The sequence below is a fragment of the Ruegeria sp. BH6 genome (assembly GCF_056538105.1).
In genome coordinates this window covers 133,609-146,477 of the sequence record NZ_JBQFSR010000002.1, presented here as the reverse complement: position 1 = coordinate 146,477, position 12,869 = coordinate 133,609, and the positions used below count along the sequence as shown (strand labels likewise).

Genomic DNA, 12,869 nt, shown 5'->3' with positions numbered 1-12,869 from the left:
TGTGCTATTTTGCAGGGGAAGCCTCAAGCTGGGACATAATCTCACCGATTACTTTTTCCCACATTTCAGGGGGTTGTGCGCCCGGAACCGCGTGCTGGTTGGCCACAATGAAGGTAGGAACAGAATTTACCCCCATCTGTCGCGAATGGGTGTCGCGGGTGCGGATAACCTCGCGATCAGCGTCGGATTTCAGCAGTTTCGATACCACAGCTGCGTCCATGCCGATACTGTCGGCGATATCGGCCAACACTTCGTGATCGCCAATATCACGTCCCTGCACGAAATATGCATCGAACAGAGCGTTTACGGCTGCGTCTTGCTTGCCCTCGATCCCGGCCCAGTGGATCAGGCGGTGCGCGTCCAACGTGTTAGGTGTGCGTTTCATCCCTTCGAAGTCGATGCTCAGCCCGGCATTCTGCGCATGCTCAACCACCGGGGCATAGGCGCGCACCGCACCGTCTTTGCCGCCGAACTTGCGCTCCAGATATTCGCGGCGATCCATGCCTTCGTTCGGCATGTCGGGGTTTAACTGAAACGGATGCCATTCGATAACGAACGGGTGGTCCGGGATAGCGGCCAGAGCTTTGTCCAGATGGGTTTTGCCGATATAGCACCATGGGCAGATCGGATCGGACATGATGTCGAGTTTGACGGTCTGAGTCATGGTGTATTCGCCTTGAAATAGGCCGGGAGCGCCCGACGCAGGAGTTTGCCATTACCACCGATTGGCAGCTCGGGCAGGTGAATGAACGCGCGTGGCTGTTTGTAGCGCGCCAGATTTGCCTCCACATAGGTTTGCAAAGCGGCTTCGTCCAGCTTTTCCGGACCGGTATAGAAAGCGGCTATCACGAATGTGTCCTGTTTAACCTCAACCGCCGCTGCACCCACTTGCGCGATGCCGGGGAATTTGGTTAGGGCGGCCTCAACCTCGACCGGGGACACGCGATAGCCACCCGCGTTCATCATATCGTCGTCGCGGCCCAGATAGGTGATCTGTCCGTCCATCGCCATGGCCCCTTGATCACCGGTTAGAAACCAGTCGCCCTGCATGCGGGCCTTGGCCTCGTCAGGTGCATTCAGATAGGTTAGCATCAGACCGGGGTCGGATCGGTGGACGGCAATGGTACCTTCTTGGCCACGCGGAACCGGTCCGTCCGGTCCCAATATCGCCACCCGGCGACCCGGTTGAGGTTGCCCCAACGACTCGCCCCGGGCCGGATGGGCAGGGCTGGACGAGATGAAGGTCGAACATTCGGACATACCGAAGGCTTCGTACAATTCTGTCCCGGTCAGGTTGCTCCATTGCGCATGCAGGTGCCGCGACAGCTTTTCGCCTGCGCACAGGCCGTGACGCAGGTCCGGTAAATGCAGATCACCGGCGGATTTAAGCAATTTGCGAAACACGCCGGGCGCGGCAGCAAAGATCGTTGCCCGATGTTGTCTTAACAGCTCTGGAAGGGCATCAGAGTCGGTGCCGGGTTCGGGGATCAACGCCGTCGCGCCGATCGTCCAGGGATCCATCAGCCCGGTGCCCAGAGTATAGGTCCAGTTGAACGCCCCGGCATGACACAGGCGGTCCGTATCCCGCAACCCGTACCAGCCATCCACCATCATCTGGCGCGCCCAGATGGCGCGGTGGGCATGGGCCACAGCGCGTGGTTTGCCAGAAGTGCCAGAGGTATAGACGACATAGGCCAACCGGTCCGGGTCGCCGAGTTGGAATTCGGCAGGGGGCAGTGCGCGCATCCCCGACAGATCGTCCAGCGTAATCTGCAACGGATGATTGGCGCAGGCGACGGCTGGGTCGCGTAGAATGGCTGTGGGTTGCAGATCAGAAATAATGCGCGCGGTTTCGGGCTCGGTCAGCTGTGACGAGGTGGGAACCGGCACGATCCCGGCAGCTATGGCCCCAAGATAGGCGATGGGGAAATCAACCGTATTCCCCAGTCGGATCAACGCAATGTCCCCGGGATTCAATCCGGTCTTCAACAGCCCGGTAGCGGTGCCCAGAATGGCCGATTTCAATACGCCATAGGTCCAATCCCGCGCCCCGTCATTGCCTAAAACCGACAAGGCGGTTTTGTCCGGGTGGTCATCCGCGTGCCGCAGAACGTGCGCGGCCAGATTGAATGGTGCGGGGCAGGCCGGAGGCGGCCCCTGATCGAAAACAGAAAGCATGGCCACTGGCTATCGCGGCGCTTGGCGCGTTGCAAGCCGGGCAGGCTGGTCCTATAGATTGGCGCATGAGCACTAATGAACAGCCATCTCTGATCCGCATTGCACGTGACTCGGGTGAGCACACCGATCCCGAACCACTTGATCTGGGCGCGCGCGTGCGTCAACTGCGCAAGGCGCGGAACTGGACGCTGGAACAAGCGGCGTCTCAGGCGGGGCTTGCGCGCTCGACCCTCAGCAAGATCGAGAATGGGCAGATGTCGCCCACTTATGATGCGCTGAAAAAGCTGGCGACCGGGTTGGAAATTTCGGTGCCACAGCTGTTCACCCCGCCACAGCGTGATCAGGTGATCGGTCGGATGGCAATCACCCGCATGGGCGAAGGCGCTGAACATCCGACGGGAACATACGAGCACGAGTTGCTGGCGGAAAACCTAACGAAAAAGCAGATGCTGCCCTATCGGGCTCGCGTGCGCGCGCGTTCAATGGACGAATTTGACGGCTGGGTGCGCCATGACGGCGAAGAATTCCTGTATGTGCTAACCGGGGTTGTGAAACTGTACACCGAATTCTACGAACCCGTCGAAATGCGCCGTGGCGATAGCGCTTATTACGACGCCAGTATGGGTCACAACGTGATTTCCGTCAGTGACGAAGATGCGACGATCCTGTGGGTAACGTCACTTGCTTAAGGAACGGCTGAACTCGCGGTTCAGACCTTCGGTGAATAGAAAATCCTCAAGTTCTTCGTGGGCTTCATTTACGGTCAGGTGGTGGCGTTCGGCCAGGTAGGCTTCGAACCCTTTTCGATCTTTGCTCAGCCGCACCTTGTCCTGATCGCGCAGATTCGGAAAACGCCGTTTAGCGCGGGAATACATAGCATCCCAGTCTTGCAGCAGGTCAGTCCAGTTCAACATCAGTCAGCTTTCCGTAATTCGGGTTTCACGGCTGCTCGGCCCTTTCATCAGGGTACGGAGATGGCGGGAGTCGATGCGCATGACAAAATGTCGCACCTGAGCGGCGCTGACGTAACGTCAAAAAGGCCCGTTACGCACGATACGCAACGGGCCTACGGACCTAAGGTTGGAGTGAGTGGAGGCCGGTCCGCAAAATCCAAGAGTGACGCGCTGCATGACAAGCTATCTAGCGAAATAATCAGAATTAATCCGGCCAAACAGCACGTTTAAATGACAATAGGCTATATCGTACAGATATGTTCAGTAAAGCCCCTTGTGGGTGTTTTTTTTAGTTAAGCTGGAAGTTGGGTGATCAGCAAATTGTGGCGAAACTTAGTTCGAATACCCCTAGATGTAGTGTGGCTTGCGCCATGTGCCGAAATCCGCCGAAGGCTGCGGCGATATGGCAGAGCCGTCCTTTGGCGCCAAATCTTCAGATCCAAAGCACCAAAGCACCAAACAACCTACAGCGGATTAATGCGGCAGCGGGGCTTATTTGGTCACTCTTCGTACCACCAAACCTGCGGCATATACTCGGGCCCGTCGCCATAGATCGGCAAGGTCCGAGGCTGCTTCAGTTCTTTGGCATGGGCGATGCGCCCGACGTCGAAGTTCCAGATCGGAATGACATAGCGACCAGCAGTCAGAACCCGATCAAGCGCGCGAGTGGCGGCCACGAAATCCTCGTGACTTTCCGAGGCCAGCATAGCGTCAATCAACCTATCCACAGCGGGTGAGGCGACACCCATCAGGTTGCGCGTGCCCTGTACATCCGCGTTTTCGCTGCCCCAATACAGACGCTGTTCATTGCCCGGAGACAGAGACAGCGCACGGCGAAGGAACGTGATGTCAAAATCAAACTCGGCATTGCGGCCGACAAATTGCGCGCTGTCTACCTGTTCGACATTGACCTTGATGCCCAGACGCTCAAGCGCGCGGGTGTAGATTTCGATGGCCGTTTGTCCTTCGCTATCGCCCTGTTGCAGCAGAACGGTGATGGCAAAGTCCTGACCATTCTGGTTGCGCAGCACGCCGTCCTGAATGGTCCAGCCAGCCTCGGCCAGCAGCTTGTTGGCCTTGCGAATATTGGCGCGATTCCGGGCCGAACCGTCGCCGACGGGCAGGGCATAACCTTCAAGCGCGTCGGGCGGAAGGTCGTCGGCATAAAGTTGCAGCAGCTCGGCGACACGCCCAGTGGCCGGGCCGGGTTGCATGCCCAGGTCAGAGCCCGAGAAATACGAAGTGATCCGTGGTTGGGCGCTGCCGGTGATCGTATCGTTGATAAATTCGAAATTGAACGCCAGCAGCATCGCCTCGCGGACTCGCCAATCATCGAAAGGAGCCTTGCGGGTGTTCATGACAAACCCGGTCATGCCCGAGGGTTTGCCGTGCGGGATTTCGGTCTTGACCACATCACCGCGCTGAACGGCAGGAAAATCGTACTGAGTGTTCCATTTGTCGGCGTTGAATTCGCGCACCGCGGTCAGTTCACCGGCCTTGAACGCCTCGAACAGGACGGTGCCGTCGCCAAAAAACTCGATCCTTATGTCATCCAGGTTCATGGTCCCGCGCCGGAACGGAATGTCAGCCCCCCAATAGTCTGGATTGCGCCGCAAATTCACATAGCGGCCCGCCTCATAGCTATCGATCACGTACGGCCCCGATCCGATGGGAACGTCCTGCAGCGCGGCGTTGGCGAAATCTTTCCCCTCCCACTGTGCTTTTTGCAGGATCGGACGCAGCCCGGCGATCAGTGCCAATTCCCGGTCGGGTTCGTTGAAAGTGATCCGCACCGTGCGGGGGCCGGTCTGTTCGATGCTGTCGATCTTGCCCCACAAACCGCGGTAACGCAGATGACCTTCGGTGCCCAGAGTTTCATAAGACCAAATCACATCATCTACGGTCACCGGATTTCCGTCAGAAAACTGGGCGTTCTCACGCAGGGTAAATTCTACCCAAGAGCGGTCCGGTGCAGTCTCAACTGATTCGGCTAACAACCCGTAAAGAGTGAAAGGTTCGTCCCAGGACCGGCCCATCAGGCTTTCATGGGTCCAAAATCGCAATTGCCATGGCGAGCTGCCTTTTTGCACAAACGGGTTCAAACTGTTAAAGCCGCCGGTGTTTCCGAATACAACCTTGCCGCCTTTAGGCGCGTCGGGATTGGCATAGGGCAGGGACACAAAATCCGGTGGTAGGGCAGGGTCGCCGTACATAGCTATGCCATGGGCCGATTCTGCATGAGCGATTGTGACAGCAAAAATAAAGGTGATTCCCGCGATCACAGGGCGAACGGGGCGTAGAAAATTGGGGCGCATTTTGGAAACAATCCTGCTCTGGCCTTATTTTGTTGGGATTCACCGTATCGATGATTTTTCTTATTTTCAAACTTTTAGCTTGGACGGATGCAAGGAATTGCTTATAAAGGATGCACTGCTCGATAGGTTTCTTGCCTGTATGAAACCTGCCTCAATAACTTAACGCCCGCTTCGTGCGGGCGTTTTTTTTGAGGCGTTTCCACCCCGGATGCAGAACCCATATGTTTCCCCGTTTCCTTTGCAGTTGCAGCATGGCACTGTGCGGTCAAAGCAGATGTTGACGGAGAAAGCTCATGAGCGTGGCGGGAAAAACGGCGATCATCACAGGGTCGAATTCAGGGATCGGTTTGGGTGTTGCCCGCGAATTGGCCAAGGCTGGGGCCAACGTAATATTGAACTCGTTCACCGACCGGGATGAGGATCACGCGCTGGCCGCCGAGATTTCGCAGGAAACCGGAACCAACGCGCGTTACATCAAGGCGGACATGTCCAAGGGGGACGAATGCCGTGCCCTGATCGAAAAAGCGGGTGCCTGCGACATTCTCGTGAACAATGCAGGCATTCAACACGTCTCACCGATTGATCAGTTCCCGGTCGACAAATGGGATGCAATCATCGCGATCAACATGAACTCGGCCTATCACACTATGGCAGCGGCTCTGCCGATGATGCGCCAGGCCGGGTGGGGGCGCATTGTGAACATCGCCTCGGCGCACGGGCTGACTGCGTCGCCGTTCAAGGCGGCCTATGTCGCGGCCAAACATGGTGTGGTTGGGATGACCAAAACCGTAGCACTGGAGACCGCGCAGGAACCGATAACCTGTAACGCGATTTGCCCGGGCTACGTGCTGACGCCGCTGGTCGAGGCGCAGATTCCCGACACTATGAAAGAATACGGCATGAACCGCGAGGACGTGATCAAGAACGTCATGCTGGAACGACAGCCTTCGAAAGCTTTTGCAACGGTTGAGCAACTGGGCGGTACAACGGTCTTTTTGTGTTCGGATGCCGCCGCGCAGATCACCGGAACGGCAATCTCGGTGGATGGGGGCTGGACGGCTCTGTAAGTCAGGGGGCAGGTAATGAAACGCATCAATCTGGCACTGCAGGGCGGCGGCGCGCATGGCGCCTTTACCTGGGGTGTCTTGGACCGGTTGCTGGACGAGGATGATATCGAGGTCGCGGCAATCACCGGCACCTCGGCCGGGGCGCTGAACGGGGCTGCGTTCAAATCCGGCATGGTACGCGATGGACGTGACGGTGCGCGGGCCAGCCTTGATGGGCTGTGGGCGCGCATGGGGGCCGTCGGCGATATGCGCCTTGCCAATTGGATGCAGGCACTTGAGCCCGCTCAGATTGCGCATGCCATGGAGTATTCTCTGCCGTTTTCCGTGGGTGACGCGTGGTCTCGTCTGGTGTCGCCCTATGCTTATGGTCCCTTTTATCGTAACCCGCTGGAACCGGTGGTGGACCGGTTCAATTTCAAGGAAATCTGTGCCGATGAAGGACCGCGCCTGTTCGTCTGCGCCACCTGCGTGCGCAGTGGCAAGATCCGTGTTTTTACCGGGGATGAGGTCTCGACCGATGCGATTTTAGCATCGGCCTGCCTGCCGAACCTGTTTCAGGCAGTTGAGATTTTTGATCCCAATTCGGGCCGGATCGAAGCGTATTGGGATGGCGGCTATACCGGGAACCCGGCGCTGTACCCCTTGTTCAACACCGATCTGCCGGATGATGTGGTGATCGTGAACATCAACCCGCTGGAACGGGAAGAGGTGCCGAAAACGCCGCAACAAATCCAGAACCGGATCAACGAGATCAGCTTTAACTCATCCCTGTTCCGCGAATTGCGCGCGATCAGCTTCGTGCAGCGCTTGTTGGCCGAAGGCAAATTGAAAGCGGGTGAGATGAACCGGGTTCTGGTTCACATGATCGCCGATGACGCGCTGATGAACGATCTGTCGGTGGCAACTAAGACGGTGCCGAACCCGGTTGTTCTGCACAAGTTGAAAGAGGCCGGGCGCACGGCTGCGCATCGGTTCCTTTCGGACAACAAGGGCGATTTGGGGCAGAAAAGTACTGTCAATCTGCCCGAGATGTTTGGCTGATCACTCAGGCGGTAGCGTCGGATCTTTGCCGTTGGGGTAAACCAGACCGGCAGAAATCACCAGCTTGGCCGCGTCCTCGATAGTCATGTCCAGCAGAATGACGTCTTCGGCAGGAAAGAACAGCAAAAACCCCGAGGTCGGGTTTGGCGTGGTCGGGATGAAAACACTCAGCAATTCGCCCGCGGTTTCGGCGCGCTGGGTGACCTCGCCTTTGGCAGTGGTCGATACAAAGCCGATAGCCCAGATACCGCGGCGTGGATATTGCACCAAGCAGGCTTTTTCAAAAGATCTTTCTGTCTGGGCAAAGACTGTCTCGGATATTTGCTTGATCCCGGAATAGATCGAGCGGACAACCGGCATCCGTTCTACCAGGCTTTCGGTGAAGGAAATAAAGGACCGCCCCAGAATCCCCTTGGCGACCCAGCCCACCAGAACAGTGAACACCAGAAAGATGATGACGCCGACGCCGCGCAGGTTGATGCCTACATATTGTTGGGGCTGGAACTGTTGTGGGATCAGCGGCAGGACAGCACTGTCGATCCAGCCCACGACGGACCAAATCAACCAGATCGTCAGCCAGACAGGCGCAATGACAACGATGCCCGTCAGAAAAGACGCGCGCAGCCGGGAAAACAGGCCCGGTCCGCGGTGGGGTTCTTCGTCAAACGGTGTGTTCATTGCGATCCTGATTGGTTTGCCGATTTAGTTAAGCAGTCCGGCGTCTTGGTACAATAGGGTAGCTCTAGGCGGATTTGGTCAAAGCAATCGCGATACCGGCGGCTAGACGGGCATTGTTGCGCACCAGCGCAATGTTTGCGGTCAGCGAGCGGCCCCCGGTCTGTTCATAGATCCGTTGTAGCAGGTATGGCGTGACGCCTTTGCCGGTGATCCGGTGCGTATCCGCGTCGGATTGGGCGGCAGCGATGATGGGGGCCAGTTCCTCGGCCGGGATTTGATCGGCGTCCGGGATCGGGTTGGCAACCAGCTGACCCCCGGGCAGGCCAAGCGCGCGACGGGTGGCGTGGGCCTTGGCGATGTCTTCGGCACTATCCATGCGCAAGGGCGCGGGATAGGGGGACTTGGCGGACCAAAAGGCCGGGAACTCATCCTGTCCATGCGCGATAACCGGAACGCCCAATGTCTCGAGCACTTCAAGTGTTTTAGCAAGATCCAGGATGGCTTTCGCACCGGCTGCAACAACAGTAACGGGTGTCTGCGCCAATTCGTGCAGATCGGCTGAGATGTCAAACGAGGTCTCGGCCCCCTGATGCACACCACCGATGCCACCGGTCGCAAAAACCTCGATCCCGGCATAGCGTGCGGCGATCATCGTGGCGGCCACTGTCGTGGCCCCGGTGCCGCTGGTCGACATACAGGCCGCCATGTCCGCGCGTGAGATCTTGGCGACGCCCTGGGCCTGCCCCAAGGCTTTCAACTGGTCGTCTTCCAGGCCCACATGCAGTTTGCCTTTGATCACGGCCATGGTTGCAGGAACCGCGCCAGCGTCACGGACGTCCTGCTGAACCTGCGCCGCCACCTCGATATTCTGAGGGTAGGGCATACCATGGGTAATGATGGTGCTTTCCAGCGCAACGATGGGCTGACCTGCATCTTTGGCGGCGCGGACCTCGGCGGAATATTGGATGTCGATCACAGTGGTGTTTCTCCGGAAACATAGGTTGCGGCGGCATGTAGGGCGCGGCGTAAGGCTTCGTCATTGGACGCACCGTTGGCCTCGGACGCGATATGCGCCGCCATGAAAGTATCGCCCGCACCGGTCACACGGGTGACCAGAACGGAGGGCGGTGTTTGGGTCAATATTTCGTCAGCGCTGCCAATGGTGGCCGAGTTGCCGCCGTCCGTGACCAGCACCCGCAGCGCGCCACGGTCCAGCAGGCCCTTGGCGGCGCCTTCAGAATCGGTGAATTCGCGCTGGCACAAGATGCCGGCCTCTTCGAGGTTCACATAAAGCGTGGCGCGGGCGTGTTTCAGGAACGGCAGCAGACGTTCGGCCTTGCCGGGCGAGGCCGGGGCCACGCGCAGGTCCGCACGCGCAAAGGCGGGGCTTTGGGCGATTTCTTCCAACAAGTTCAGCGTCAGGTTGCCGTCCAGCGCGATGGGACCCTGGAACGGAGTGTTCTCATACCCCAGCGGCCCATGCATCAAGGGGCGCAGGATTTTCGCCCCGGCGGCCTCAAGCGAATGCGCGTCAGCAATTGCCGCGATCAGGCCGTTGGCCCCTTCGACGGCCATGTACCTGTCTGTCGGCAAATCCTGCGAACGATAGATGTGGTCCGTGACCATGCCCAGCCGCGAACAGGCGTTGACCAACTCGTCGCCTTCGGGGTCGCGACCAATGGCTGTCAGAAGGGTCGGCGTCATGCCGAAGCGCACCAGCGTCATGGCGATGTTCATGGCCACTCCGCCGGGCAGGCGGGTGATCCGCCCCGGCACGTCCGAGCCCTGACGCATGGCGCTGGCGGACCGCCCGATTATGTCCCACAGGACCGAGCCGATACACAGGATTTCGCTGTTCTGAGTCATGCCCGTGTCATGCCGCAGCCCCGAGGTGGGTGCAAGGGTTAACGCTCACATCGCATCGGTAAGAATTTTAAGCGCGGCAAACGGGTCTTCTTGCGACCAGATCTCATCCCCGATACCGAAGAAATCAGTGCAAGGGGTCAGGTCGCGGATCAGCTCAGGCGTCAGGCCACCTTCGGCCACAACCGGAACCTCGATCATCTCAGACCACCACTGAAACAGGTCTTTTTCAGCCGTGGTTCCGTCCCCCAGCGTTGACGCGCCGACCGGGCCAAAGGCAACATAATCTACGCCAGCTTCGCCAGCGGTCATGCCATCATGGCTGGACGCGCCACAAAAACTTCCAACAATGGCATCCGCGCCCAACTCCTTGCGCGCGGCGCGCACTGAACGTGCGGCGTCGTCCAGATGCACCCCGTCCAAACCCAACCGTTGCGCCAGCAGAACATGGTTCGAGATGACCAGCGCCACGTCACGGGTATGGGCCACTTCGCGACAAGCATCAGCAGCGCGCGAGATCGCGTCTTCGTCATTGCCTGCCAAGGCCAGTCGGATGCAGGCAATCTCGGCACCGTCCAGAACGCGGCTAAGCTGGTCGGGGAACGTGCTCAATGAGATGGTCGGAGGGGTGATCAGGTAAATCTGCGGCTGCTCGGGGGTGTCCATTGGCGCGTCCTTAGCTTTCAGTCTTTGGCGCGGTTTAGCGGATTGTGCCGGGGAAGCAAACTTTTATGCCGGTTTAAGGCGTAATTGACCAATCGGATGCCTTGCCCTGCGCCATCACGCCGATTACAGCAAGCCAAGTTTTCCGGAGACAACCATGCCCAGCGATACATCCCAGCCGTCCTTTGTGCTCGTCCGCCCTCAGATGGGTGAAAACATCGGCGCTGCCGCGAGGGCGATGTGGAATTTCGGGCTGGACCGGATGCGGATCGTCGCACCGCGCGACGGCTGGCCAAACCCCAAGGCGGCGGCAATGTCCAGCGGGGCGGGGCGCTTGCTGGACGAAGCGCAGCTATTCGATGACCTTGCGGGCGCGCTGGCCGACAGCACCTTTGTCTTTGCAACCACCGCGCGCCAGCGTGGTCTGACCAAACCGGTCTACAGCCCCGAACGCGCGATGCAGATCGCGGCTGAGAAAGTGGCGGCTGGTGAAAAGGTCTCGGTCTTGTTCGGACCGGAACGGGCAGGATTGGAAAACGAAGATATCGCCAAGGCAAATGCCATTATCTCGGTTCCGGTAAACCCGGAATATGCCTCGCTGAACCTTGGCCAATGCGTGTTGTTGACCGCCTATGAGTGGATGCGCCAGACCGGCGATGTGGTGCACGAAGCCACCGATCTGGGCAAAGGCGACTGGGCCACGGGGATCGAGGTCGAAAAACTGGTCGAACATTACGAGGACCGGCTGGAGGAGGCGGGCTTTTTCTATCCCCCCGAAAAGGCCGAAGGCATGAAGACCAATTTGCGCAATCTGTGGTCTCGGATGCGGATGACGCGCGCGGATGTGCAGATGCTGCACGGGATCATGCGTCAGATGGTCCGTTGGAAGGATAAAGGCTGAGGCTGGACCTTAGCCCCCCTTCACCCTAGCTTGCGACGAAATCCAAGGCACAAGAGGACAGCATGAGCGGTAAGCGCAGCATCTTCGAAGACGTCTCAGACACAGAAAAACAACAGGCCGTTCAACCGGGCATGATTGACCGTGGTCGTGGCGGCGCACGCGGGGCCATTCGCGCCTGGCTGATGATCCTGTTCGCGCTGGTCGTTGTCATGATCTCCGTAGGCGGCCTGACACGCCTGACCGATAGCGGACTGTCGATAACGGAATGGCGCCCGGTCACTGGGGCCATCCCGCCAATGACCGAGGCCGATTGGCAGGCCGAGTTCGAAAAGTACAAGCAGATCGATCAATGGCGCATTCAGAACCAATGGATGGAGCTTGATGACTTTAAATCCATTTACTGGTGGGAGTGGGGTCACCGTCAACTGGGCCGGGTGATCGGTCTAGTTTGGGCACTTGGGTTCTTTGGCTTCCTGCTGGCCCGGAAAATTCCGACCGGGTGGACAGGTAAATTGCTGATTCCAGGCGCTTTGGGCGGTGTTCAGGGCGCGGTTGGCTGGTGGATGGTTGCCTCGGGCGTGACGCAGGGCGAGGGGATGACGGCCGTTGCCAGCTATCGCCTGGCAGTCCATCTGGGTCTGGCCTTCGTTATACTCGGGTTCCTTGCATGGTACATCTTTGAGCTGGGGCGCGAGGAGCGTGACCTGATGCAGGCCCGCCGCGCGAAAGAGGGCAAACTGTTCTCGCTATCGACCGGGCTGATGCATTTCGCCTTTCTACAAATACTCATAGGCGCCCTTGTGGCAGGCATAGACGCTGGAAGATCATATACCGATTGGCCCCTGATCGGTGGTCAACTGTTGCCGCCTGACGCGACGATGCTTGAACCGATGTGGCGCAATTTCTTTGAAAGCCCCGGTCTGGTGCAGTTCATTCACCGCTGTGCTGGCTATCTTCTGTTTATCTTCGGCTTCATTGTCTGGAGACGCGGCAGCACCAGCGCGCATCCGCAAACGCGGTTTGCGTTCAATGCAGCTTTTGCGGCGCTTTCTCTGCAGGTGGTGGTCGGGATTATGACGGTGATCTACGCGGCCCCTTGGCAGATCGCCATCTTCCACCAGTTCATGGCCGTTGTTGTTTGGACCCTGATCCTGCGCGCACGTTTCCTGACAGCATATCCAATCGCCACCTCAATCCGCGGAGCATGACC

Annotated in this window: 13 protein-coding genes; 5 read left to right on the top strand and 8 right to left on the bottom strand. The window is 58.5% G+C overall.

The window, feature by feature from the left end; genetic code table 11:
- Positions 1 to 4: 4 nt before the first annotated feature.
- Both ACR0B8_RS05920 and ACR0B8_RS05915 read right to left on the bottom strand, forming a co-directional pair.
- Entirely contained in the window at positions 5 to 664 is a 660-nt protein-coding gene (locus ACR0B8_RS05920) for a DsbA family oxidoreductase (RefSeq protein ID WP_226688384.1), read from the bottom strand.
- Positions 661 to 2,178, bottom strand: coding sequence for a class I adenylate-forming enzyme family protein (locus tag ACR0B8_RS05915; RefSeq protein WP_170358706.1), 1,518 nt, complete (start codon positions 2,176 to 2,178; stop codon positions 661 to 663). The genes ACR0B8_RS05920 and ACR0B8_RS05915 overlap by 4 nt, the downstream gene beginning before the upstream one ends.
- 65 nt (positions 2,179 to 2,243) lie before the next feature.
- Here ACR0B8_RS05915 and ACR0B8_RS05910 point away from each other — a divergent pair, with 65 nt between their 5' ends.
- Positions 2,244 to 2,867: a helix-turn-helix domain-containing protein gene (locus tag ACR0B8_RS05910; RefSeq protein ID WP_170348870.1), complete on the top strand. Its 624-nt coding sequence runs from the start codon at positions 2,244 to 2,246 to the stop codon at positions 2,865 to 2,867.
- Here the strand turns inward: ACR0B8_RS05910 and ACR0B8_RS05905 are convergent.
- On the bottom strand, positions 2,856 to 3,092 hold the full coding sequence (locus ACR0B8_RS05905) for a hypothetical protein (protein WP_170348869.1): 237 nt from the start codon (positions 3,090 to 3,092) through the stop codon (positions 2,856 to 2,858). The two genes, ACR0B8_RS05910 and ACR0B8_RS05905, sit on opposite strands and share 12 nt — an antisense overlap.
- A gap of 539 nt (positions 3,093 to 3,631) precedes the next feature.
- Entirely contained in the window at positions 3,632 to 5,446 is a 1,815-nt protein-coding gene (locus ACR0B8_RS05900) for an extracellular solute-binding protein (RefSeq protein ID WP_226688386.1), read from the bottom strand.
- A gap of 293 nt (positions 5,447 to 5,739) precedes the next feature.
- On the opposite strand from ACR0B8_RS05900, the gene ACR0B8_RS05895 reads away from it, so the two are divergent.
- Both ACR0B8_RS05895 and ACR0B8_RS05890 read left to right on the top strand, forming a co-directional pair.
- A complete protein-coding gene (locus ACR0B8_RS05895; protein WP_170348867.1) occupies positions 5,740 to 6,513 on the top strand; it encodes a 3-hydroxybutyrate dehydrogenase in 774 nt (257 codons plus the stop codon).
- A gap of 15 nt (positions 6,514 to 6,528) precedes the next feature.
- Positions 6,529 to 7,554: a patatin-like phospholipase family protein gene (locus ACR0B8_RS05890; protein ID WP_170358703.1), complete on the top strand. Its 1,026-nt coding sequence runs from the start codon at positions 6,529 to 6,531 to the stop codon at positions 7,552 to 7,554.
- Here the strand turns inward: ACR0B8_RS05890 and ACR0B8_RS05885 are convergent, their stop codons facing one another.
- From ACR0B8_RS05885 to ACR0B8_RS05870, 4 genes are all read right to left on the bottom strand, one after another.
- Positions 7,555 to 8,232 (bottom strand): DUF502 domain-containing protein, encoded by a 678-nt coding sequence (locus ACR0B8_RS05885; RefSeq protein ID WP_170348865.1) that lies wholly within the window; start codon positions 8,230 to 8,232, stop codon positions 7,555 to 7,557.
- 64 nt (positions 8,233 to 8,296) lie between these two features.
- Positions 8,297 to 9,208 carry a pseudouridine-5'-phosphate glycosidase gene (locus tag ACR0B8_RS05880; protein WP_170348864.1) on the bottom strand — a complete coding sequence of 304 codons (912 nt, stop codon included), beginning with the start codon at positions 9,206 to 9,208 and terminating at the stop codon, positions 8,297 to 8,299.
- On the bottom strand, positions 9,205 to 10,098 hold the full coding sequence (locus tag ACR0B8_RS05875; RefSeq protein ID WP_170358700.1) for a PfkB family carbohydrate kinase: 894 nt from the start codon (positions 10,096 to 10,098) through the stop codon (positions 9,205 to 9,207). Before ACR0B8_RS05875 ends, ACR0B8_RS05880 begins: the two co-directional genes overlap by 4 nt.
- Positions 10,099 to 10,143: 45 nt before the next feature.
- A complete protein-coding gene (locus ACR0B8_RS05870) occupies positions 10,144 to 10,761 on the bottom strand; it encodes a thiamine phosphate synthase (protein WP_170358698.1) in 618 nt (205 codons plus the stop codon).
- A gap of 154 nt (positions 10,762 to 10,915) precedes the next feature.
- Between ACR0B8_RS05870 and ACR0B8_RS05865 the strand changes: the two genes are divergently transcribed.
- Positions 10,916 to 11,659 (top strand): RNA methyltransferase, encoded by a 744-nt coding sequence (locus ACR0B8_RS05865; protein WP_480658173.1) that lies wholly within the window; start codon positions 10,916 to 10,918, stop codon positions 11,657 to 11,659.
- Positions 11,660 to 11,721: 62 nt separating this feature from the next.
- Positions 11,722 to 12,867: a heme A synthase gene (gene ctaA, locus ACR0B8_RS05860; RefSeq protein WP_226688389.1), complete on the top strand. Its 1,146-nt coding sequence runs from the start codon at positions 11,722 to 11,724 to the stop codon at positions 12,865 to 12,867.
- The last annotated feature ends 2 nt before the right edge of the window (positions 12,868 to 12,869 follow it).